Annotated in this window: 14 protein-coding genes, 1 tRNA gene and 5 pseudogenes; 11 read left to right on the top strand and 9 right to left on the bottom strand. The window is 57.4% G+C overall.

The features are described from left to right. The first annotated feature begins 6 nt into the window (after nucleotides 1–6). From So717_RS01935 to tnpB, 4 genes and pseudogenes are all read left to right on the top strand, one after another. Complete coding sequence (locus So717_RS01935; protein WP_159974517.1) at nucleotides 7–3,396, top strand: peroxidase family protein; 3,390 nt, start codon at nucleotides 7–9, stop codon at nucleotides 3,394–3,396. Between the two features lie 166 nt (nucleotides 3,397–3,562). After that, nucleotides 3,563–3,890: pseudogene (locus So717_RS01930) on the top strand (DDE-type integrase/transposase/recombinase); the annotation flags it as partial. 164 nt (nucleotides 3,891–4,054) lie between these two features. Next, complete coding sequence (locus So717_RS01925) at nucleotides 4,055–6,013, top strand: C1 family peptidase (protein ID WP_159974516.1); 1,959 nt, start codon at nucleotides 4,055–4,057, stop codon at nucleotides 6,011–6,013. 532 nt (nucleotides 6,014–6,545) lie between these two features. Beyond that, complete coding sequence (tnpB, locus tag So717_RS01920) at nucleotides 6,546–6,968, top strand: IS66 family insertion sequence element accessory protein TnpB (protein WP_159974515.1); 423 nt, start codon at nucleotides 6,546–6,548, stop codon at nucleotides 6,966–6,968. A gap of 77 nt (nucleotides 6,969–7,045) precedes the next feature. On the opposite strand, the pseudogene So717_RS01915 reads toward tnpB, so the two are convergent. The 3 genes and pseudogenes from So717_RS01915 to So717_RS01905 form a co-directional block, all read right to left on the bottom strand. Beyond that, nucleotides 7,046–7,483, bottom strand: a pseudogene (locus So717_RS01915) (IS5 family transposase); the annotation flags it as partial. A gap of 431 nt (nucleotides 7,484–7,914) precedes the next feature. Further along, a pseudogene (locus tag So717_RS22160) lies at nucleotides 7,915–8,247 on the bottom strand (IS110 family transposase); the annotation flags it as partial. Between the two features lie 174 nt (nucleotides 8,248–8,421). Further along, nucleotides 8,422–8,973 (bottom strand): acyltransferase, encoded by a 552-nt coding sequence (locus tag So717_RS01905; RefSeq protein ID WP_159974513.1) that lies wholly within the window; start codon nucleotides 8,971–8,973, stop codon nucleotides 8,422–8,424. A gap of 343 nt (nucleotides 8,974–9,316) precedes the next feature. On the opposite strand from So717_RS01905, the gene So717_RS01900 reads away from it, so the two are divergent. The 5 genes and pseudogenes from So717_RS01900 to So717_RS01880 form a co-directional block, all read left to right on the top strand. After that, nucleotides 9,317–10,690 carry a B12-binding domain-containing radical SAM protein gene (locus So717_RS01900; RefSeq protein WP_159974512.1) on the top strand — a complete coding sequence of 458 codons (1,374 nt, stop codon included), beginning with the start codon at nucleotides 9,317–9,319 and terminating at the stop codon, nucleotides 10,688–10,690. Then, nucleotides 10,690–11,967 carry a nitric oxide synthase oxygenase gene (locus So717_RS22610; RefSeq protein ID WP_159974511.1) on the top strand — a complete coding sequence of 426 codons (1,278 nt, stop codon included), beginning with the start codon at nucleotides 10,690–10,692 and terminating at the stop codon, nucleotides 11,965–11,967. The genes So717_RS01900 and So717_RS22610 overlap by 1 nt, the downstream gene beginning before the upstream one ends. Next, on the top strand, nucleotides 11,964–12,458 hold the full coding sequence (locus So717_RS01890; protein WP_159974510.1) for a hypothetical protein: 495 nt from the start codon (nucleotides 11,964–11,966) through the stop codon (nucleotides 12,456–12,458). The genes So717_RS22610 and So717_RS01890 overlap by 4 nt, the downstream gene beginning before the upstream one ends. A 4-nt stretch (nucleotides 12,459–12,462) precedes the next feature. Further along, nucleotides 12,463–13,293, top strand: a complete 831-nt coding sequence (locus So717_RS01885) for a glycosyltransferase family 2 protein (protein ID WP_159974509.1) — start codon at nucleotides 12,463–12,465, stop codon at nucleotides 13,291–13,293. A 103-nt stretch (nucleotides 13,294–13,396) separates the two neighbouring features. Then, nucleotides 13,397–13,684, top strand: a pseudogene (locus So717_RS01880) (SDR family oxidoreductase); the annotation flags it as partial. Nucleotides 13,685–13,776: 92 nt separating this feature from the next. Here So717_RS01880 and So717_RS01875 read toward each other — a convergent pair. Further along, on the bottom strand, nucleotides 13,777–14,265 hold the full coding sequence (locus tag So717_RS01875; RefSeq protein ID WP_159974508.1) for a MarR family winged helix-turn-helix transcriptional regulator: 489 nt from the start codon (nucleotides 14,263–14,265) through the stop codon (nucleotides 13,777–13,779). 80 nt (nucleotides 14,266–14,345) lie between these two features. Between So717_RS01875 and So717_RS01870 the strand changes: the two genes are divergently transcribed. Further along, nucleotides 14,346–15,290 (top strand): EamA family transporter, encoded by a 945-nt coding sequence (locus tag So717_RS01870; protein WP_159974507.1) that lies wholly within the window; start codon nucleotides 14,346–14,348, stop codon nucleotides 15,288–15,290. Further along, on the top strand, nucleotides 15,265–15,753 hold the full coding sequence (locus tag So717_RS01865) for a GNAT family N-acetyltransferase (RefSeq protein ID WP_174238977.1): 489 nt from the start codon (nucleotides 15,265–15,267) through the stop codon (nucleotides 15,751–15,753). The genes So717_RS01870 and So717_RS01865 overlap by 26 nt, the downstream gene beginning before the upstream one ends. Nucleotides 15,754–16,167: 414 nt before the next feature. On the opposite strand, the pseudogene So717_RS01860 reads toward So717_RS01865, so the two are convergent. From So717_RS01860 to So717_RS01840, 5 genes and pseudogenes are all read right to left on the bottom strand, one after another. After that, nucleotides 16,168–16,521: pseudogene (locus So717_RS01860) on the bottom strand (integrase core domain-containing protein); the annotation flags it as partial. Between the two features lie 146 nt (nucleotides 16,522–16,667). Next, nucleotides 16,668–16,742, bottom strand: a tRNA-Gly gene (locus So717_RS01855). Nucleotides 16,743–16,814: 72 nt separating this feature from the next. Next, on the bottom strand, nucleotides 16,815–17,675 hold the full coding sequence (locus tag So717_RS01850; protein WP_159974506.1) for a cobalamin B12-binding domain-containing protein: 861 nt from the start codon (nucleotides 17,673–17,675) through the stop codon (nucleotides 16,815–16,817). Nucleotides 17,676–17,834: 159 nt separating this feature from the next. Continuing rightward, entirely contained in the window at nucleotides 17,835–21,275 is a 3,441-nt protein-coding gene (locus So717_RS01845; RefSeq protein WP_159974505.1) for a pyruvate carboxylase, read from the bottom strand. Between the two features lie 139 nt (nucleotides 21,276–21,414). Then, complete coding sequence (locus So717_RS01840) at nucleotides 21,415–22,560, bottom strand: alpha-hydroxy acid oxidase (RefSeq protein WP_159974504.1); 1,146 nt, start codon at nucleotides 22,558–22,560, stop codon at nucleotides 21,415–21,417. Between the last annotated feature and the right edge of the window lie 146 nt (nucleotides 22,561–22,706).

Here is a 22,706-nt window from a genome sequence, read left to right as displayed (position 1 = left end):
TTTTTGGTGCCCTGCCGCACCTCAACCCAAGTTTTTTTGGAGGTTGCAATGAATGATATGTCCGGGTGCCCTGTCGCCGCAAAGCACAACCAACGGGTTGATTTTAAATCTGAAGACCCGCTTGAAAACATCAATGCGGGCAACTTCACAACAGCCATAGAGCTCTATGTCGAGCGCCATGAAAACGGTGATGCGACTGCGGAGGATTATGCACTCGCCGCGCACGCGTTCCGCAATGTCGGAGACTTTCTCTCGGCAGCGGATTGGTTCGAAAAGGCCGCTCAGAAAGAGCCAAGCCACAAGTTTGCTGAATTCTGGAGCGACCAGATCGCGAAAAACCGGGTGGATGGCAATAGCGGCGCGGGCGTCCTGCGGCCCAATACTCTGACGAAAGACTACCTCGAAACCGACCCGGCCAAGGCTTATGACGGCCACAAAAACGCGTGGGTGCTGTGCACGGATTTCAAGCGCCCAGGCGATCATATCCCGGAGAAATCGCTGCTGGATAAGGCACGAAATTTCAAGGATTCTCTGGTATCTCTGGCGCTGGGTCCCGTTGGTGCCTGGGCAAACTCCGGCGCGACGCCCGGCAATGCAGGCCGGTGGACACAGCGCAAACTTGGCATTCTGCGGCTCGCGGCTTTGGGCGATGCGCGCACGCAGATGGAGAAGGGCGAGCGCGACCCTGACGGCGAACGCGGTGACATTGTCGGTCAGCTGCCCAAGGGCGCCACTCCAAAATGGGCAGATTCTGGCTTTTCCCCCGATGGCGCGCATCTTGATACACGGTTTGGCCCTGGTGAAGGCCGTGTCGGTCAAGAGTTTGTCGATCACGGCCTGACAGAAGGCTATCGCCCGGAAGACCAATCCCAGAATCCAGAATTGCCCAGCGAAGCCGATGTTGTGAAAGCCTTTGGCTATCGCGATGGCAAAACCATCGAAGCCATGACGGCCAGTTTTCATGCTGCGGCCCACTTGCAGCAACTGGTCCATGATGTGGCGCAAACCGCGCCTGATAATGCTTTGAAACACGCCATCCCCATCGACCCAAACAGCGAATGGGCCGCACTTGGCGTGAAATTTGATTGGAGCCGGTCCGATGCACCGCATGCCTTGCGCGCAGATGGCGAAGGCATGCATGGCACCACTGTCTGGTGGGACATGAGCCACCTCTATGGCAGCGACATCGAAACGCTTGCAGAAGTGCGCTCCCGTCCCGACGGTACGCCAGTGCCAGGCGGCAAGCTCTATCTGGAAGAAACCGAAGACGACGGCTCGGGCGGATTTCTTCCGCTGAAAGAGGTGCCCGTTGGCGAAGACGGCCAGCTGCAAAAGCAGATTGTTACTGGCTTTGGGCGCAACATGACGGCCCCCCTGGAAGCTGAACACACGCTTTATGCGCGCCATCACAATTGGGTCGCGGATGTTCTAAAGGAGCGTTACCCGGACTGGTCAGACAATCAGATTTTCCAGATCGCGCGGCGCGTGATCACCATGACATATGTGAAAATCCACACCGGCACCTGGACACACACCCTGTTTGCCAATGAAGCCGTGGTCAACGGGCTGAATGCCAATCTGTTCGGTCGTGCGGAACGCAAGCTGCCGCATTTCGACAAGAAGATTTACCGGCCCGAACAAGGCACGGATCCTGTGGCCCACGGTATTGCCGCCGGGAAGGTTGAGAAGAACAAGCCGGAAATCAAAGGGAATTTCTTCAGCAAGGCTTACCGTTTTGGCCACCAAATCTGGGTCGATCAGCTGAAGTGTCCGCCCATCGGAGAGATCGCCCAAGACGGCACGCGCGAAGTGAATATGATGAACTTGCGCGAGCTCGATGGCCACCAATTCCTCAAGAATGAGGGGCTGGGCGCGGTCTATTACTACATGATGAACACCCGTCTGGGCGCACCTGTTGCCGGCAATACGGCCGATTTCTTCCGGAACATGGCGACCGAAGAAGGCGTCATGAACATGTTGGAGCAGGAAATCCGCAAAGATCGGCAGCGGGGTACACCCTCCTGGACGGATTATCAGCGGGCCCATAACATCCCGCCAAGCAAGACGTGGGAGCACCTCTTCCTCGATCCATCAAGCAAGACGTCCAAAGCGACGATTGCAAAGCTTGAAAAACTCTATCCGGCAGGCATCGAAACCCTGGATGCGATCATCGGGCTGACCTTGAATGAGCATAAGCCTGACGGCTTGGCGATCACCAATGAAGGCTTTCAGACCTTTGTGCAGGAGGCCACCAGCCGCATCCGCAAGAACCCTTATCTCACCGAGAAATGGCGCCCCGACGAAGTCAGCTGGACGGCCATCAATCTGGTCGAAGCTGTTGATAAGGAAAAGCTGCTCTACCTGCACTGCCCGGAACTGCGCGACTGGCTGGAGACCCGGAAGACGGTCAACACCTACGAATATGTCGGCACCTCTGCAGCTGAGGCGCCGGACGAGCATCCGCTCGAATCCAATGGCATCATCATATGGGGCAAGCAGCATATTCGCGACATGGGGCTTGGTGATCCGTGGAAGGCTGCGCATTTCGATGAAAATGTGCCCAACCAGCTGATCCGTGTTGCGCATGGTGAAACGGTCTATATCGTCGACATAACCGATGGCGCCGTCTTCGCCGACCTGGAAGGCGAGGGCCGGGTCTTCGCCCGCGACATACTGACCAAAGACCCCGACGGCGTCACCCGCGCCGATTTGATCGCAGCGGCCAAGGCTATTCTGGATGAAAAGAAATACCCTTGGCCCGGCTATCAGTCGCCTGGGCATCCAGGGTTTGTGAGCGAATGGATATTGACGCAGAAAGAAGTCAATCAGCTCAGAGGCTATCGCAAGGACGAGAAGCGTGAAGGCGTACAACTCAAACTGACGGATATGGAAAAGCACATCCTTCCCTTCAACCTGGGCGATGACCTCGCGCGCGCCGGGCTAAGAGAAAATCTGAAAGGCTGGCAAACCTTTGAAACGAGCGGATTTCGAGCGCTGTTTCTAACCCTTGGGTCGACCTTCAAATTTGGCGGACTAAAAAATCTCCTGTTGGGTCGCGGCATTCCTCTCGACGAAATGGCGAAACGCCGTCCGAGCAAGCGCACAATGGTGTACGATGAAAATGGCATGATCGATGAAGGTCTGCTGGCGGATTATATGAGGACGCTTACTGGCATGGCTGCCAAGCATGGCGACGATCTGATCCCGGAAAAAGAATTCATGGCGTTCTTGGAGGGGAAAAAGGCTTTGGATGATCTCACCACCAAGCAATGGGAGTCATTTTTCCGCATGCTCGGTCGCGCTGGCCAACCGGCGGCCATTCGACCGGCAGACTTTGAAGGCCTCTACCGAAATACGTTGCTGCCGGAGATGTTTGAGCGCTTCGCATCACCTTAAAGCGTAAGCTAATTTTCCCCGCGAACGGCGACCCTAAAACACGCTGATCAAAGTGCAGAAAAATCCGGTGGTGCTTTGCCTTTGGCAGGCTCCCAAAGGATCAGTTTCGTGTCTTTGACGCATTTGCGTTGAAACCGAAAATTTGATCAAACCCTGCAAAACCTCAGAACTCTTCTTGCAGGCTTTGCTCAGGGCCATCTGGCGTCGGAAGCCGGGGCCGGGCTTGCTGATCCACTCAGATCAGGGTGCCCAATTTACCAGTCGTAAATGGGCGGCATTCCCGCGCGAGCACAATCTGGAACATGCGATGAGCCGCAGAGGCAATTGCCATGATAATGCGGTTCCAGCTATTGAAGCGCGAGAAGGTCAGGCGGCGAAAGTACAGGATCCGAGAAGAAGGTCGGCGAGATGTCTTTGACTACATTGAGCCGTTCTATGACCCAAAACGCAAGCACACGCACAACGGCACGCTGTCGCCCGCGGGCGTCAAATAAAAACAGCTCAAATTGAAAAAGGCAGGTGTCTAATAATCTGGCGCCACATCAGATCAGTATCCTTTGCGCGGCAGAGTGTTTCGGGCTACGATATTCCGGCAAGTATCGAACAAGCATATTTTGAAAACAAAAGAATAGTACAGACTCATTAGGAGGAATCCCCCATGAGCAAGTCCCCCGCAAAATCACGCAAATCCAAAAGCATGGCCGCTAAGAAAACAACCGACCCCTCCAAAACTCTTGATGCCGCTCCCCGACTGGCCAACAGAGTCCTGAACGTCCAGCCAGACGCAACCGATTTGCGTGATCGCATCTACGAACCTGCTCTGCTTGATCTTGCTTTGAGACTGGATCCGCCAACAGCGGATATGAGCCCGATCCGCGACCAGGGTCACGAAGGCGCCTGCACTGGGTTCGCGCTGTCAAGCGCCATCACGTTGATGAACCGGATCCGCCATCGACGCATTGATCCGACCGCCTCCGTTCCGATAGCAAGTCCCCGCATGTTGTATGAGATGGCTAAGATCAATGATGAATGGCCAGGCGAGGATTATGAAGGGTCCAGTATTCGCGGAGCTCTCAAGGGGTTCTACAACAATGGCGCCTGTAGCGAAGACGTTGCCCCCTACAAAGACGGTCAGAAGAATTGGGCTCTCACCGTCAAACACGCCAAAGACGCCCGCCATGTCGGTCTTGGCGCTTATTATCGTCTGCGCCCTGAAGTTAACGACTATCACGCCGCGCTCAACGAAGTCGGCGTCATCTATGTTTCTGCGCAAATCCATCGAGGTTGGCAGAATCCGGCAAAAGGCGACATCAAACCGTCTCACCTGACCGAGGGCGGACATGCCTTCATTATTGTCGGCTATGACGACATTGGGTTCCTGATTCAAAATTCATGGGGCGAAAGCTGGGGTGGGTTTGGCAAACGCCCGGGCATTGCCAGATGGCGCTATGAAGATTGGGCAGCGACCGTCATGGATGCCTGGGTCTTGCGCCTTGCGGTGCCGACACCGGACGCCTTCGATCTCACGATCACTGAACCGACACCCGAGAGCGAAAGCCTATTTGGCACACAAAGTGTTCGCGCCCCGCGCCACGAAGACATTATCGGTCACATCATCCATCTGAATGACGGCAAGCTGGTTGAAACCGGGAAATATCCAAGCCCACTTACAACCATCAAGGAAACTGCCGACCTTCTCGCAGATGACACAGCTGCCGCTGATCGCAGCTATCAGCATCTGGTGTTTTATGCCCATGGGGGGCTCAACAATTCGGCAGCCTCGGCAAACCGCGTGCGCAAAATGAAGGACGTCTTCAAACGAAACGGGATCTACCCCATCCACTTTATGTGGGAGACGGGTTTCTTTGAATCGCTCACCGACGTCATAGTCAATTCACGCGATAAGGCAGAAGCACGTGTAGGCGGGCTTTCCGACTTTTTCGACCGGGTGCTGGAATCGATTGCACGCGGACCGGGCACCGCAATCTGGCGCGATATGAAATGGGATGCAAATCAAAGCTTCAAGGCCTCTGGCGGTGGTCGAAAGGCTCTCAAGGTCCTGCTTGATGGCAATGCCAAACGTTCAAAACCGCTCAAGGTTCATCTGGTTGGTCACAGCGCCGGTTCTATCCTGTTAGCCCATCTTCTGGACGCCATGGATGCAGCGAACCCGCTCAAGACGCCTGTTGAATCTTGTTCTCTCATGGCCCCTGCATGTACCATCGACCTTTTCAAGAAAAGCTATCATCCCAGGATCGGGAAAACCGGCGCCGCCTCAGGGCTCAAAAATCTCGTCCAGTACAATCTCATCGATCAGCGCGAACAGGATGACAAGGTCGGTCCTTACCGCAAATCCCTTCTGTACTTTGTGTCCAATGCCTTTGAGGATGAGAAAAAAATGCCGCTTCTGGGGATGGAGAAATTCGTCGGTGAGGTGCCCACTAAAACCGGTTACACGATCCACTATGCGGGCCGGGCTCCAAGCATCACCGACAGCGAAACGCATGGTGGCTTCGACAACGACAGAAAGACCATGAATGACATCCTCAAAACCATCCTGGGCAAAAAGCCAACTACCGCAAAAGGCTTTCAGCCTGACGAAGTGAGGGGATATTAAAAGGAGTGACCGTTCCGCAGAGCTTTGTAAGCGTTGCATCTGACCCCGTATCAACCAACATCCAGCGGTCTATGGTACCCCCCAAAAAGGATACAGGCATCATGAATTCTCCAAATCTGGGTGACCTCTCAAGTGATCAAAAAATACAAAACATCTTCCATGCCTACGGCCACTCAATCCCTGTCGGGAAAGATGGTCGCCGTCTGTGGCCCACAAAGTTCAAACGCGCAATGGGTCAGAGAATGAGATCCGGTGAGCTATCAATCGGTGAGGTGCAAAAGACCTGTCAGGTTTCGAACAAGACGGCCTACAGTTGGCGGAACGGCAGCTCTCGAAAATCATCTCCCAAGCAATAAAAGACCTCGAAACCAGGCCCGACGTTTGCCGAAATCAAAGTTCAACGTGATGAGCCACTCGCGGAACCTCAGGCGCCACAGATTGTTTTCAGACGCGCAGGCTGTGAAGTTCAGCTGCCGCCGAATTTTCCAATCGATCAGCTGGCTCAGCTGATCAGTGCGTTCGAGCGTGACCCATGATCTCTCTGGCGGGTAATTTCAAATTCTACGTCGCGACCAAACCTGTCGACTTTAGGAAAGGCATGGATGGCCTGGCAGCGATTGTCTTGAATGAATTTGAGCTCGACCCCTTCAGCGGTGCCATCTTCATCTTCCGCTCGAAACAGGCTGACCGGTTGAAGCTGATCGTCTGGGATGGAACCGGTCTCGTGATGACGTACAAGTGGATCGAAGGAAAGGGCTTCGAGTGGCCGCGCATCCAAGACGGCATGATTACTCTGAACAAATCTCAGTTTCAGGCCTTATTCGAAGGCCTCGACTGGAAGCGTGTCACCGCCAGAGGTACCACCGACAAAATCCGCTATGAACGTTGGAATGGAGATAGGCCAGCGGACCTCATGATGCGGTCTTTGCTGGCAAGAGAGTTATTAGACGAGTAGCCGCGTAGAGATTTTCAAAAGGCGGTCGCGATGGTGAACGAACCTGGTGCCTGATACGAATATGCTAGAATGTGGACTCAATTCAGCCAGCACCTGATTGCAAAGATGTGGAGCATGGACAGGAAGTTTCGCTTCAGCTTCTCGTAGCGCGTAGTCAGTCGTCGCATATCCTTCATGCGGCAAAAGAAGCGTTCTACCAGATTTCGCATGGCATAGAGTTTGGGGGCATGGGGTATCGGCACTTTGGCGTTTGATTTCGAAGGGATGACCGCGACGGCGCCTTCATCTGCGATGGCCTGCCTGATCGCAGCGCTGCCGTAGGCTTTGTCTGCAATGATAGCCGAGGGCGGCGCGTCCCAGTCCAGAAACGCGCTAAATGCCTTGCTGTCATGAGTTTGAACGCCGGTCACATCGATCCGCAAAGGACGCCCCAGATCATCTACAGCGACGTGAACCTTGCTGCCGCGACCGCCGCGTGAGCGTCCAATACCTTGGCCCAGCTCCCCCCTTTTGCGCCGCTTGCCGACCTGTGGGCTTTGACGATGGAGCTATCCACGAAGATCAAAGTGCATATTTTCACTGAACTGACTCGACGATCGCATCTGGTTCCGCCTCAATCTTGCGTTCTAGGCAAAGGTTTCCATCATCATCGACAACGCAAACGTTAGCGGTTTCGAAGGACGCGTCGATCCCGACATAATGTGCCATGTATTTTCCTCCAGGCGGCTTATTGATGGGGTTACGATCGACCATTCCGGGCCGCCCACCTACCCCATCTTTGCCGTCTGGATTTGACCGACTGCGTGCCTGACCATTGGGACGGCTCCGATTGCGAGGCCCATGCGGCGCAAACGATGAATTCCTCCTCGCCGCCACCGCCCAGACGCAAAAGTCGATCGCGGGCACCAAGCAAAGTCTTGAGCCGATCGGCGGCCTCGCTGCGGATATGAACTTGTGTGTACCACCCCATTCGCGATAGCTGCGCCAAGCCCTCGGCATCGGCCTTGTCCGACTTGTTGAGCCGTGCGGAAAGGGCCTTGCGCGCGTCGATGCAGACAACCGGGACGTCGAGCGCGTCCAAGCCTCGCGTCAGCCAGGTCGAGAGCATTCCACTCTCGTGCACGACGCGATCAAGATCCGGCGCCTTCTCAGACAGGAAGTTGGTAATTGCCTGGGGCTCCGTTGCCACCGAGCCTCGATGCAGGACCTTGCCACTTTCATCGACGATGCAAATGCTCGTCTCTTTCAACGACACGTTCAATCCGGCATACTGTTTCATGGTCGTTCTCCTCACGGCTTATATCCATGAGGCCAATATACCGGACCTCGTTCGCCCCCGGAGAGCGGCCGCCGCAATCACACCATGTCGTTTGACTATGAGCTTCCGATGTTTCCGAATTGCGCTCATGTCTGGTAGAGGCGTTTTCCATCAGCCCAATTCTCTATGAAAAAGCTATTCGTGTCTGACACCGACACACTGCGCTGGGTTTCCTGCCACGATAGCTCCAGCGGGAACTTTTCCACGCACAACCGCGTTGGCTCCGACTATCGCTCCGTCGCCCACGCAGCTTCCCATGAGCACAACAGCGCCAGCTCCGATCCAAACATCTTTTCCGATCTTCACATCTGCTTCTAACATCGGCTGCCTTCCCATAGGAGATCCCCGCCGATAATCGTAGCTCGCGGCGGTTATCAACGTGTTTGGGCCGAGCATCGTATCGCTCCCAATTTCGATTTGGCCATTGGCCGGTCCCGCCCAAATGCGGCAGTTCTCTCCAACCAGAACTCGAGATCCGAGTCGGATGCGCCGTGCATGGGCGAATTTCGACGTGGGGCTGATATGACAATCTTTCCCCCGACTTAGTTCTCTAAGGGGAACCACGTGGGAGTAATTGTAGAAGTTTAGAAGTTTCACCATGTGCAGCCAAGCCATAGGCGAAACCAAAGCACCAAACATGCGCCGCCATTTCTTAAGGGTCGTCAGTTCGGTTTTGGTGACGCTCATCGTTCTCGCAATAGGAGATTGGGTTATGTACTACCAAGCGCGGCTTCGTTTGAACGGATCTCGTCGGTCAATTTCTGGAAAACTATCCGAATATCCATTAGTTTGCGAATCAATTGCATACTACCCACCTTGAAACAGTATATGCTATAAGAGGTTAGCTTTGCATGATTTCGAGCGCCGTCGGGCGCGCCTTATAGCTTCTGCACGACCCTCAAAACAATATGCCGTTGGGCAACAGTCTCACAAGAATTCAATTCGCGTTCTGATAGTAGATCTCAACAACTTCGCAAGCTTTCCCACCCTTGCCATCGGGCTGATGGCCGCAGTTCTCCGGCGGGCCAGTATGACCGTCGACGTTCTGACCCCGCTGGCCCACGATGTGCCTGCCGTACAGAGAGAACGACAGGAGACCCTGCTCGATCACATGAAGCGACGCATACATCTCTCAGACACACTTGATTTCGCGCGGTTAATCGAGCCGCTGCGCGCCGTAAGAGCGGCGTGGTCCGAGCGTCCCCATTCAGGCGTACTTGACGAATTCGATCGGTCTTTGGACCGACGCTACGATGTCGTGCTACTCTCTGCGTATCTGCAGCACTTCAGGACCGTTGAACAAATCGGACTTCGCGCAAGCAGGAGAAAGGTTCCTGTATTGGTGGGGGGACCTATGTTCAACCTTGAGGATGTCGCCGAGGCGTGGCGGTATCTTCCCGGTGTTTCGGCGGTTGTCGGCGCTGAAGTCGACCGCGCGCTTCCTGACATTGTCCGGACACTCCTTGATGGTGGAGATCTCACCGAACATCCTGGCGTCGTCGTGCCGGACGGGCGGCCAATGCGGAAGGCTCTTCCGCTCAGGAATCTTGACGATGCGCCGGTGCCCGACTTCACCGACTTTCCTTGGGACCGTTACCCAGTGCGCATCGTTCCGCTGATGACCGGTCGCGGCTGCCAATGGGACAAGTGTCTCTTCTGCTCGGACGTAATCTCGGCATCTGGACGCACTTTCCGCACCCGGAGCGTCGAGAGTGTCTTGCTCGAAATGCAGGAGCAATCCGACCGGCACTCGACGACGAACTTTCTCTTTCTCGACCTCAAGCTGAACTCTTGGCCGGGCATGATCCGAGGGATCGCACGCGATATTGGAAGATATGTGCGCGGGGCCGAGTGGATCGGTACGGTGCATGTTGATCGGCGATCTGACAATGGACTTTCCCGCCAGGATCTCGATATTGCCGTCGAGGGGGGAATGCGGCGTGTTTCATTCGGCCTCGAGAGCGGGAGCCAAAGACTACTTGATGCAATGCAAAAAGGCAGCGATGTCGAACGCAATGCGCAGTTCATTCGTGATGCCCATTCCGCTGGACTCTCAGTCCGATGCACAATGTTCCGGGGCTTTCCCGGCGAAACTGCCGAGGACATGGAAGCCACGGTGCGCTTCTTGGAAGAGCATAAGGAGAGAATTGATCGTATACGCTTCAACGAGTTCACACTGCACCTCGGAACACCAATCTGGCGAACTATGATGTCGCGGGCTGCCGGCGATGTGCCATTGCAAATACGCAGGCAAGACTCGAAACAAGCACGAGTCATATACCGAAATCGTGAGCCCCGGGTTCCGGCTTACCGCAAGGCAAAAGCCCATGCGCTAGCGCTTGTGCACGAGATCAATAGGCGACCGCTGCGCGATGCCGCGCGCCAGTTCGATGGTCTCATGTAATGCGACATGCTCTATCGCGACTTCGACGTTCTGACGCCACCCGAGGCAATTCGCTTTCGAGGCGACTTCGCCGCATCTCGGCGCTGGAACGTCGGGAAGAAGCTCGTTCGTTTCTTGACGCATTCCACGACGCCACGGAAGCATCAAACTCAGTCCGGCAACGCCGGTGGAGCACCGTGCGACGCGATCTCGCCAAATATGGGTTCTACCGACATACGCCCGAAGAGCTGGCTTTTGGAGCGCGCCTGGCGTGGCGAAATCATGGTCGATGTATAGGACGCCTCTTTTGGGAAAGCCTTGATGTCGTCGACTGCCGAGACATCCGCAGCCCAGAAGCTATTGCTTCGAGGATGCATGATCACCTGATCGAAGCGCATGGAGACGGGCGCATCAGGTCGGTCATTTCTGTGTTTCCGCCAGTTGAAGGCAACCAGCTTCCGGCTTGGATCGATAGTCCGCAGATCATCCAATATGCCTGTCATGCAGGTCCGAAAGGTAGACTGATCGGTGATCGTCAAAACGCGGAGGCGACGCGCACCGCATGTGCCATGGGCTGGGAGCCACCTGCTCGTCTTGGCCAGTTTGATCTGTTGCCATGGTTCATCCGTGATGAAGACGATCAGCGCCACCGCATTGACCTTACAAGTGGCGTGGTGCGCGAGGTTGCGATCATGCACCCCGAACATCAAGGCATCGCCGCTCTTGGGCTTCGGTGGTACACGGTGCCGGTAGTGAGCAACATGGTCCTTACCATCGGCGGTATTGACTATCCCTGTGCTCCCTTCAACGGCGTCTACATGGGTACCGAGATTGCGTCGCGGAATTTCGCCGATGCGGGGCGTTATGCTCTTTTGCCAGATGTCGGAGAGGCCATCGGCCTGCGAACACGGAATAGCTCCGATCCTCTCTGGAAGGATCGGGCGCTTACAGTTCTCAACGAGGCTGTCCTGCACTCGTATCAATCTGCGGGGGTCACTCTTCTTGATCATCATACAGCGTCGGATCAGTTTATGATCTTTCATAAACGAGAGTCGGCCGCTGGTCGTCGAGTAGCTGCCGACTGGCGGTGGATAGTGCCGCCGCAAGCAAGCTCCTCTTGTGAAGTATTCCACCTAAAGATGCGGAACTTCCATCCGGTTCCGAACTATTACCGAGATCGCGGAACGGACGGCTTGCGTTTGATGCCGTGGTACGGAGACCGGCACCGGCGGCGTTTCGCGATCTGGATGGACCGCGTCCTACGTCGCTGGAAGATCTGGAAAAGGATGGCGTGGTGAAAGACCCTTCAGTTGACTGGGATCCTCGTCTCATCGAACTCGCATCGCTTCGCCAAGAACTGCTGTCGCGTATTCTTCTTCAAAATGCTCTTATGATATTTGCTGTCGCAATATTCTCGGTTTTTGCTGTGGCCGCGCTAGCGCATCCAGATTTTGCCTGGACAGCTGCTTTTGCACACGGCGCCACGACTATGGCAATCGTCCTTCAGTGGTGCCACCACGGCGTTCGTACAAAGCAGATCAAAGAGTACTTGCTCGAACTCAACCCGGACCAAGGCGGATGGGAAAGATGGCTCCCTTCGCGCCGCCCAAGAACAATTCTTGGCTCGCGCTGGTTGATTTCTACGAAGGGCGTACTCCTGGGCCTTGAGATCGCCAGTATGTTACTCGCGGAGCTGCTCAAGGCTCCACGCGGAAGCTTCTCGCTCCTCCTCGGCGCAGGTCTCCTGCTCGCAAATGCTGCCTTCTTGTTTACCAATCCGAAAGAATGAAGCCATGAAGAGCGCAGCGGTCTCCTGCGGCATTGTCATTCCTGTATGCAACGAAGCTCAGCGTTTGCCCGAAACCGTGCCAGGTATCCTCTCGGCGGGCCGCGCAACCAAAGCTCGCATAATCTGGGTTTGCAACGGCTGCACTGACGACAGCTTCCAAATAATCAAGAACATGGTCGGGCAGAATGCTGAAGTTCTAAACCTCGATCCGCGCGGGAAGACGGCCGCACTTCAGGCTGGCGATGATCAGCTCGGACACATCTTCCCGCGCTTCTATGTCGATGCAGATATTCTTATCGAAGGGCGCGACTTGTCCTTGCTGCACGCAGCCCTTGTTTCAGGCGTCGCCGATCTCGTGTCGCCGCGCTACGAGTTTGATTGCTCTGGCGCTTCAAACATCTCCCAAAGAATTGCCGAATGCTGGATGAGCCTTCCACACGCCAGACAAACAGCTTTTCACGGCGTTCTTGGCATATCTGAAAAGGGACGAGCGCATTGGGAAAGGTGGCCCGATGTTGTAGGTGACGACGCTTTCGCGGCAGCGACGATTCCCGCAAAACGGCAACGACTTATCCTTGGCGCGAAAGCTAGTTCTCGGTCGCCCGAGAGCTTTGCTGCATGGGTAAGAATGCGACGGAGGTGGTCGCGAGGATTGGTGCAGCTGCGAAAGATGGAACTCTGCCCCCCGCCTGCGAGAGGACAAAAGAGAGCTCTGCTGCTACGGCTCCTGCGCGGTCCCGACCGTATTGGAACATGCGCATTCCTTGCTGTAAGAGCTGCAAGCATCGCACAATGGGGCACGGCAGAGTCTGGATGGGTACCGGCAAGATACTAATCTGTTGGCGCGCCAGCTAGTGTCTCACATGGACGTAGAGAGGCTTTGGAGATGAACCTGTTGAGCACACCATCTTCCAAGGATGTCCCTACTAGAGCGGAGGTATGCCGCGGCAAAGGCGGGCCTTATTGGACTGACACAAGTGCTGGCCGCAGAACATGGCCCAGAAAACATTCGAGTAAACGCATTGCTGCCGGGTGGCACAGCCACACCAATGGCCGGCAACGATCCAGATTTCCATGCGTTTGTGCGCGGACTTCATGCGCTCAAACGAATGGCGGAGCCGGAGGAAATCGCCCAGGCTGCACTGTTCCTTCTGTCAGTTGCAGCGTCTTTTGTCACAGGTAGCGCCATGCTTGCTGATGGCGGAAACTCAATCAATAAAATCTAATCCATTTAGTGTTGGTAAGCGGCAGTAGTTCCTGCTTGCCGACACCTAAAGGGCGAAGCGGACCTTGATGCAAAGCACATGAAGGTCTGCTTTTACCTGTCTCCAAAGGCCGACAGGCATTTGTCCAGAATGGCGTTCAACTCAGTCCGGTCCATTTCGGACAGCCCTTCGACCAATCGTTTCTGAACAACGACGTGATCTGACACGACGGCATCGATCTTCCTGATCCCGCCCGCTGTGAGCTTCACATGGACACTGCGCTTGTCTTCCGGGTTCGGGATGCGCGCTACAAGACCGTCCTTTTCAAGCTGGTCGATGCGGTTGGTCATTGTGCCTGACGTCACCATCATCGTCGCAAGAAGTTGGTTAGGGGACAGCGCATGGGGCGGTCCTGACCTCAGAAGCGTGGCCAGCACGTCAAAACTCGCCGCACTCAGCCCATGTTTTGCAAAGGTCTTGCCCATCTCTTCGCTGTAGAGCGCCGACACTCGGACCAACCTGCCAATCACACCCATTGGCCCGGTGTCGATGTCTGGCCGCTGTTTGGCCCACTGCGCTCTGATGTCTTCAATATCGAACATGCTGTGACACAGAATTGATTTTTATCTTGACGTCAAGCTAAATGCATTTATCTCTACGTCAAGATAAATTGGAACGCCCTATGTCCCGTCCTCATGACATCGCCCTCACGGCACTGGCCCCAATAGTGTGGGGGAGCAGCTACATCGTCACGACACAGTTCCTGCCCAACCTTGATCCGCTGACCGTCTCGGTCCTGCGCGCTCTGCCTGCTGGCCTGATTCTATTGTGCCTGGTGCGCCAAGTGCCTCATGGCCTATGGGTCTGGAAGATGTTCGTTCTGGGTGCCTTGAATTTCGCGATATTCTGGTCGCTGCTCTTCTTTGCCGCCTATCGTTTGCCCGGGGGCGTCGCAGCCGTGATGGGAGCATTGCAGCCATTTGTGGTCATCTTTGCAGCGCGCTTCTTGCTTGGCTCCCCCATCAAAGTGCTGTCCTTGTTCGCCGTTGCGGCGGGCGCCGCTGGGGTTGCACTCCTCGTCCTGACGCCTGAAGCGAAGCTGGATATGTGGGGCGTTGTTGCCGGGATCGCCGGGTCGGCGTCCATGGCCTTCGGCACTGTGTTGAGCCGAAAATGGCAACCGCCGGTCAGCGCTCTGACCTTTACGAGCTGGCAATTGACGGCAGGCGGCTTGCTCTTGGTGCCATTTGCCCCCTTTGCACCTACAGATTGGTCGACGATCAGCGGAATGAACGTCTTGGGGCTCGCCTATCTGGGACTTATCGGTGCGGCATTGACCTACATTATTTGGTTGCGTGGTATCCGCGTCATCCAACCCGCTGCTGTCTCGATATTGGGCCTTCTCAGCCCTGTGAGTGCAACACTGCTCGGTTGGTTTTTTCTGGGTGAAACTTTGAGTGCTGCGCAAAGCATCGGAATGACTGTCGTCCTTCTGAGCGTATTCGTTGGCCAATATGCGTTAAGATCGAAATCAGCATCGACTAAGCCAACATTGGCCGCGCTGCTGCCAACGCGCCGCTCGGATACGGTTGCTCAAGGACATGAGGGACGACACGTTGACAGATGAGATTACATTTTCGCGGCTGGTTGATGTGCCGGTTTCCGAGATTGCCGAGCACATGTCCGACCCGAGAGTTGCCGAACACATGCCGCTTTTGACGGGTGCTTGGGACACGGAGATGGCACTCAGGTTTGTCAAAATGAAAGAGGAATACTGGGCACGGGATGGACTCGGGCACTGGGCAGTTCTGGTCGACGGCAATTACGTTGGGTGGGGCGGCTTTCAGAAAGAAGGTGACGAGTGGGATTTCGGGCTTGTTTTGCGGCCGGTTGCGTTTGGTCTTGGTAGGCGCATTTCAAAGAAAGCCATAGATTTCGCCATTGCTGACGACCGCATTCCATTTGTGACGTTTCTGCTGCCACCCTCCAGGAAGAACCTTGGAGCCCTCGGAAGACTAGGTGCTGAGCACGTCGGAGATGTCGACTACGACGGAGAGAGGTTCCTGAAGTTCCGACTTAACACTGCGTGACCAGCCCGCCGCTGGTCTTGTTCTTAACCGTCTCAGACCATCTTGAGGCCGCAATGAATGTAAGGCATCTATCACGATCAAAACGACCCACGCGAACGGGCGCTTTGGCGACAACGAGTGCAACTCAGAGAATGATACGCCGCGCCTGCAAGGCAATGCTGCATCAGCGTGATTAAGAAATCGAATGTCGGCAGAGTCCCGCAGACTGAAAGTTCGGTCACTGCCAGATTTTGCGAATGCGGCGAAAGTCCGGTTTGGTGAAGCCGCAATGCAGCGTGGTTTGACCCGATGAATGGCCGGTATGGGCTGTTCCCCACGGCTTGGACTGGGTTGCTGCATCGGCTCCAACGGCGGCAGCTTTGCAACTGAGATCGAACCGTTGACCAGCCCCACCTGAGTGGTCCGGTTTGAGTGTTAGTGCATGACTGGCCTTGGATCTATCTGGACGATGGTTTCTGGGGCCGGTGGGCGATAACCCAGAGCACTCTGTGGTCGTTTTGTGTTGTAGTGTATCCTCCATTCTTCGATCAGGATTTGCGCCTTTCGCAGGCTGTAGAAGTTGTCACCGTTGAGCAGCTCATCCCGAAACCTGGTATTGAAGCTTTCACAATATCCGTTCTCCCAAGGGCTGCCTGGTTCGATGTATGCCGTTTTCGCACCGACGGCTTTGATCCAGCCCTGTACGGCCTGCGCAACGAACTCCGGACCACTATCGGAACGAATGAACGACGGGACGCCGCGCAGGATGAACAGGTCGCTCACCGCGTTTCTGGTTGTCCCTCATGAGTTGATGGTCTGAATCAGTAGACGAGCACCACTGCAATTTGGTGTCGCCCCGGTGCTGCCCGTGTCCGGAAAACAGAAAAACCGCCCTTAGGCGGCTCTCTCTAATCAACTGGGTGTGTTGGGAATTTTGGAGCGGGCGAGGCGATTCGAACGCCCGACCCTAACCTTGGCAAGGTTATGCTCTACCCCTGAGCTACGCCCGCTTCCTTGGGTGAGCTGTGAAATACTCATTGCTGCCGCGACCTGCAAGAGAGAAATGCACCATCTTCTCATTTTTATGCAGATGGCTCGCGCCGCCACGCTTGGCTGCGCGCGTCACTCAGATCAGACCAGAGCCGCCCGAGCATGACGCGGGCTTCGTCGATGTCTGCCGTGGCACCATCCAGACCCATCATACCCACCAGATCCTTGGCGACTTGGGTGATCTGCCCACTCAGAAAGACGCGCAGATCTGGGCGGCTGACCCGCAACGCCATGACCAGCCGGGCAAGGGGCGCTGCGGAATGCACACCACCTGCGGATAGGCCCAGGATGCGAATGGGGCTTTCGACGATCTCTGCCATCAGATCCTCGTGCGTGCGCCCGGTTTTCACCTCGATGTTCCAGCCTTCCTCGCCAAAAAGATCCGCGGCCATGCGAACGCCCAGCGTATGGATTTCACCCGGTACCGTGGCAAAGATCGCTGATTTCACCTCGACAGGATGCCGGGGCACAAAGAGGTAGCTGTATTCGCGCAGGATCGCATAGATGCGGCTGCTGGCAATCGTGACTTCGTGGAAGCTGACGTGGTCTTCATCCCACCATTCTCCAAGGATCACGGCCGCTTCAGACAGGTAATTCAGGTAAATGGCATGGAGCGCCGCGCCCGACTCCCGCACCTCGCGGATGAAGGCTGCAGCCTCGCCCGGCGCATCGGAGATCAGCGCGTAGCACAGCGCTTCGATCTTGCGACGGCTGGGTTGGTTCACCGGGTCCCGGTTGGTCTGGCGCTCTGCTGCAACGCGGTGCAGCACCTCTCGCACGATATCGCTTACAGCCTCGTTGGGCAGCCTTGCCTTGAGCTTCAGAACATCGGACTGCACTTGTGTATACTGCGCCGGAGCCTCAGGCTCTGGCGCTCCGTCGGGCTCGGGCATGGCTCCCCCCTGAGCGTGGCTTGATCGGTCCTTCGTGTCTTTGGTGAGTCTTGCGATCAGCCTAACGGACACGCGATGCGTGTGTCAATGAAAGTTGACAGATCACCTGCCGGAGGGGAAGCGACAGGCGCGCCAAAGGAGGGCGCCTGTGCAAGGGGATCAGTCGAATTCGACCAGCAAGTCTTTGGCGTCGATCTGGCCGCCCGGGCTGACATGCACCGCCTTGATCGTGGCATTGCGATCCGCATGGATGCCTGTCTCCATCTTCATGGCCTCGATGGTCAGCAGCAGATCGCCCTCCTTGACCTTCTTGCCCACTTGCGCCGCAACAGAGGCCACAACGCCGGGCATCGGTGCACCGATATGGTTGGCATTGCCCGCTTCGGCCTTGGGCCGCTGTGCGGTGGCGGATTTCACCAGACGGTTCGGCACCCGGATCACACGGGGCTGGCCGTTGAGCTCGAAGAACACGCGCACCTCGCCGTCCTCAGTGGTTTCACCCACCGCCTGCAGGCGGATTTCCAGCGTCTTGCCGGGGTCGATCTCGGCGCTGATCTCCTCGCCCGGCTCCATGCCGTAGAAGAAGGTCTTGGTTGGCAGGGTGCGCACCGGGCCATAGGTGCGGTGCCGGCCCATGTAGTCGAGGAAAACCTTGGGATACATGAGGTAGCCGCTGAGGTCCTCATCATCGACCTCTTTGCCCTCCATCGCCTCCGAGGCCTCCTTGCGCAGCGCCTCTAGATCAGCGGGCGGCAGGTGTTTGCCAGGACGTTCGATGTTGGGTTTCTCGTCTTTCAGCACCTTTTTCACGATGCCGTCTGGGAAGCCGCCCGGGGGCTGGCCAAGGTTGCCGCGCATCATGTCGATGACCGAATCCGGGAAGGCCACATCTGTGCCCGGGTCTTCCACATCGGCGCGCGTGAGGCCCTGGGAGACCATCATCAGTGCCATGTCGCCCACCACCTTGGACGAGGGCGTGACCTTCACGATGTCGCCAAACATCTGGTTCACATCCGCATAGGTCTGGGCGACCTCATGCCAGCGCTCTTCCAGGCCCAAGCTCGCCGCCTGCGCCTTGAGGTTGGTGAACTGCCCGCCCGGCATCTCATGCAGGTAGACCTCGGAGGAGGGGGCCTGCATGCCGGTCTCGAAGGCCTTGTAGTGGCTGCGCACCTCTTCCCAATAGTCCGAGATTTCACGGATCGCCTTGGTGTCGAGCCCGGTGTCGCGGTCGGTGTGCTTGAGCGCTGCGACAACGGAGCCGAGCGTCGCCTGGCTCGTGTTCCCCGAGAGCGCGTCCATCGCGCAGTCGACCGCATCGACGCCTGCCTCACTGGCTGCAAGGATCGTTGCACAGGCCACCCCAGCGGTGTCATGGGTGTGGAAGTGGATCGGAAGGCCGACCTCGGACTTCAGCGCCTTGACCAGCTGGCGGGCCGCGGCGGGTTTCAGCAGCCCCGCCATATCCTTGAGGCCCAGCACATGGGCGCCCGCGTCGCGCAGCGCTTTGCCCATATCCACGTAGTAGTGCAGATTGTACTTCGCGCGGTCGGGGTCGTTGATGTCGCCGGTGTAGCAGATCGTGCCTTCGCAGATCTTGCCGCTTTCGATCACCGCGTCCATGGCGATGCGCATATTCTCGACCCAGTTGAGGCTGTCGAACACCCGGAACACATCGACGCCGGTGTTGGCCGCGACCCGCACGAACTCCTGCACCACATTGTCGGGGTAGTTAGTATAGCCCACGCCGTTCGAGGCGCGCAGCAGCATCTGTGTCATCACGTTTGGCATGGCTGCGCGCAAATCCCGCAGGCGCTGCCAGGGGCATTCCTGCAAAAAGCGATAGGCCACGTCGAAGGTGGCCCCGCCCCAGCACTCCACGCTGAAGAGCTGCGGCAGGTTCGCCGCATAGGCGGGGGCCACGCGGATCATGTCGATTGACCGCATGCGTGTGGCCAGCAGCGATTGGTGCCCGTCGCGCATCGTGGTGTCGGTGATCAGCAGTTGGCGCTGTTGCTTCATCCAATCGGCGACCGCCTGCGGGCCTTTCCGCTCCAGCAGGTTGCGCGTGCCCATCAAAGGCTCGGCCTTTAGGCTGGGCGGGCGCGGGTCGCGCACCTGCGCGCCGGGGCGCGGATGGTCCTTAGTCTCCGGATGCCCGTTCACAGTGACGTCAGCGATGTAGGTCAGCACTTTGGTGCCCCGGTCGCGGCGTCGGGTGAACTGGAAGAGCGCGGGCGTCTCGTCGATGAACTTGGTGTGGTAGGTGTTGTCGAGGAAGGTCGGGTGCTTCAGCAGGTTCTCGACAAAGGCGATGTTGGTGCTCACGCCGCGAATGCGGAACTCGCGCAAAGCCCGATCCATCCGCGCAATGGCCTGGTCCGGGGTCTGCGCTTTTGCCGTCACCTTGACCAGCAGGCTGTCGTAGTACCGCGTGATCACCCCGCCGGAATACGCCGTGCCACCGTCTAGGCGGATGCCCATGCCGGTGGCTTCGCGGAAGGCGGTGATGCGGCCGTAGTCGGGGATGAAGTTGTTCTGCGGGTCTTCTGTGGTGATCCGGGTCTGCAGGGCGTGGCCGGTCAGTTGCACGTCATCCTGCGTCGGCTTGCCTGTGGCGTCCGCGATGGTCTTGCCTTCGGCGATGAGGATCTGGGCCTGCACGATATCGATGCCGGTGACCTCTTCGGTGACCGTATGCTCCACCTGCACGCGCGGGTTCACCTCGATGAAGTAGAATTCCTCCGTCGCCATATCCATGAGGAATTCGACGGTGCCCGCGCATTCATAGTTGACGTGTTTGCAAATTTTGTAGCCCAGTTTGCAAATTTCTTCCCGTTGTTTTTCAGTGAGATAGGGGGCGGGCGCGCGCTCGACCACCTTCTGGTTGCGGCGCTGGACCGAGCAGTCGCGCTCGTAGAGGTGATACATGCCGCCGTGCTTGTCGCCGAGGATCTGCACTTCGACGTGGCGGGCACGCAGGATCATCTTTTCCAGATAGCCCTCGCCATTGCCAAAGGCGGCTTCGGCCTCGCGGCGGCCTTCGAGCACCTTGTCTTCCAGCTCTTTTTCCTCATGGATGGGCCGCATCCCGCGCCCGCCGCCGCCCCAGGACGCCTTGAGCATCAGCGGATAGCCGATCTCCTTGGCCTCTGACTTGATCGCTGTCATGTCGTCGCCGAGCACCTCAGTGGCCGGGATCACCGGCACACCCGCCTCCATCGCCACGCGCCGGGCGCTGGCCTTGTCGCCGAGGGCGCGCATGGTTTCTGCCTTGGGGCCGATGAAGGTGATCCCGTTCTGCTCGCAGGCGTCCACGAAATCGGGGTTCTCGGACAGCAGCCCATAGCCTGGATGGATCGCATCGGCGCCAGAGGCTTTGGCCACCCGGATCATCTCATCAATCGCGAGATAGGCGGCGACCGGCCCGAGCCCTTCACCTATCCGGTAGGCTTCGTCCGCCTTAAAACGGTGCAGGCCGAGTTTGTCTTCTTCAGCGTAGACGGCAACCGTCTTTTTGCCCATCTCATTGGCCGCGCGCATGATGCGGATGGCGATCTCACCGCGGTTTGCGATCAGGATCTTGCGGAATTCAGGCATCAGGCGGCCTCCTCTGGCTTGAGCGGGTGCGTCTCTTTAGGAAGAATTAACCCGCCCGTAAACGCGTACTATTGGGTACGCGCCTTCAATTTCCGCCGCAACGCAGCATTTTGGCGGCGAAATGTAAAGCAGCCTTTGTTTACGCGACAGGCAGGGTGATGGGCGCTGGCAGATCCTTGAGACCGCGCGCCCCAAGTTGGCCCATGTTGGCCACAAGGTCTTTGTCGAGCATGTCGATCAGGTGGTCTGGCCCGCGCGCGCCGAGTGCTGCCAAGGCGTAGTGAAATCCGCGCCCCAGCATCACAAAATCTGCGCCCGAGGCGAGCGCCCGCAAGATGTCGAGGCCACCTTCGATGCCGGAATCGAAGATCAGCGGCAGGCGGGTGGCGGCTCTGATCCCGGGCAGCACGTCGATTGCAGCAGGTGCCGCGTCGAACTGGCGGCCCGCGTGGTTCGACACCCAGATCCCATCCACACCGATTTGTTCGAGCTTTGGCGCGTCCTGCGTGCGCAGCACGCCTTTGACCACAAACGGCCCATCCCAGGCATCACGCAGCCAACGCACATAGTCCCAGTCGGGCGAGGTTCGCAGCAGATAGCCTACATGTGCGGTTGAAGAGCGCGCTGTATCCGCTTCGCTTGCGTATTTCTCCAGCGTACGCATCTTGGGCAGCCCGCGCCGTGCCATGCCAAGCGCCCAGGCTGGCCGCAGAGCCACCTGCGCCATCAGGCGCGGGGTCAGCCGGGGCGGCAGGGTGAGGCCGGACCGGGTCTGCCGCTCGCGCCGCGAGGCCACGGGGACATCCACTGTCAGCACCAGCGTGCTGAAGCCTGCCGCCTTTGCTCGCGCCAGCATGTCGCTGCGGATGCTCTCGTCGCGCGGTGGGTACATCTGAAACCACGCATATGGGCCCAGATGCGGCGCGAGGTCTTCGGGGGCTTGTGTTGCGACGGTGGAAAGGCTGTAAGGGATATGCGCCTTGGCGGCGGCGCGCGCCAGAATGCCTTCCGCATCGGGCCACATCAGGCCTGACATGCCCACAGGGGCGATGCCGTAGGGTCGCGGCAGGGTCGCGCCGAAGAGGCTCACGCTCAGGTCGGGGGTGAACTCGCCGTGCAGGATGCTGGGCGGAAAGCCGATGCGGTCGAGGCTCGTGCGGTTGCGGGCCTTTGTGCGTTCCTCACCGGTGGCGCTGTCGAGATACTCCCAGACGAAACGGGGCAGGCGTTGGCGGGCCCGTGCGCGCAGGTCGCTCAGGGCGGGGTATCGGCTGTGCAGGTCCATGGGGCCTTGGTGGCGCAGAATGCGAGCGGTGTCTATTGGGCCTGCCCGTCAGGGTCTGCATATTTGTGGAACAATGAAGGCGGGTCTTCGGTGGAACATTAGAAGAACGTGTCTTTATCTTGGAGCGGGGGGATTGTAGGGTGGCG

It is taken from the genome of Roseobacter cerasinus, assembly GCF_009811755.1.
In the GTDB taxonomy this organism is placed as follows: domain Bacteria; phylum Pseudomonadota; class Alphaproteobacteria; order Rhodobacterales; family Rhodobacteraceae; genus Roseobacter; species Roseobacter cerasinus.
The sequence above is the reverse complement of the archived record's forward strand: the minus strand, read 5'-3'. Positions and strand labels throughout refer to the sequence as shown.

Coding starts and splice junctions, on each gene's coding strand:
- So717_RS01925 (WP_159974516.1), top strand. CDS start 4,055: ATGAGCAAGTCCCCCGCAAAATCACGCAAATCCAAAAGCATGGCCGCT.
- tnpB (WP_159974515.1), top strand. CDS start 6,546: ATGATCTCTCTGGCGGGTAATTTCAAATTCTACGTCGCGACCAAACCT.
- So717_RS01905 (WP_159974513.1), bottom strand. CDS start 8,973: ATGAGCGTCACCAAAACCGAACTGACGACCCTTAAGAAATGGCGGCGC.
- So717_RS01900 (WP_159974512.1), top strand. CDS start 9,317: ATGACCGTCGACGTTCTGACCCCGCTGGCCCACGATGTGCCTGCCGTA.
- So717_RS22610 (WP_159974511.1), top strand. CDS start 10,690: ATGCGACATGCTCTATCGCGACTTCGACGTTCTGACGCCACCCGAGGC.
- So717_RS01885 (WP_159974509.1), top strand. CDS start 12,463: ATGAAGAGCGCAGCGGTCTCCTGCGGCATTGTCATTCCTGTATGCAAC.
- So717_RS01875 (WP_159974508.1), bottom strand. CDS start 14,265: ATGTTCGATATTGAAGACATCAGAGCGCAGTGGGCCAAACAGCGGCCA.
- So717_RS01870 (WP_159974507.1), top strand. CDS start 14,346: ATGTCCCGTCCTCATGACATCGCCCTCACGGCACTGGCCCCAATAGTG.
- So717_RS01865 (WP_174238977.1), top strand. CDS start 15,265: ATGAGGGACGACACGTTGACAGATGAGATTACATTTTCGCGGCTGGTT.
- So717_RS01850 (WP_159974506.1), bottom strand. CDS start 17,675: ATGCCCGAGCCCGACGGAGCGCCAGAGCCTGAGGCTCCGGCGCAGTAT.
- So717_RS01845 (WP_159974505.1), bottom strand. CDS start 21,275: ATGCCTGAATTCCGCAAGATCCTGATCGCAAACCGCGGTGAGATCGCC.
- So717_RS01840 (WP_159974504.1), bottom strand. CDS start 22,560: ATGGACCTGCACAGCCGATACCCCGCCCTGAGCGACCTGCGCGCACGG.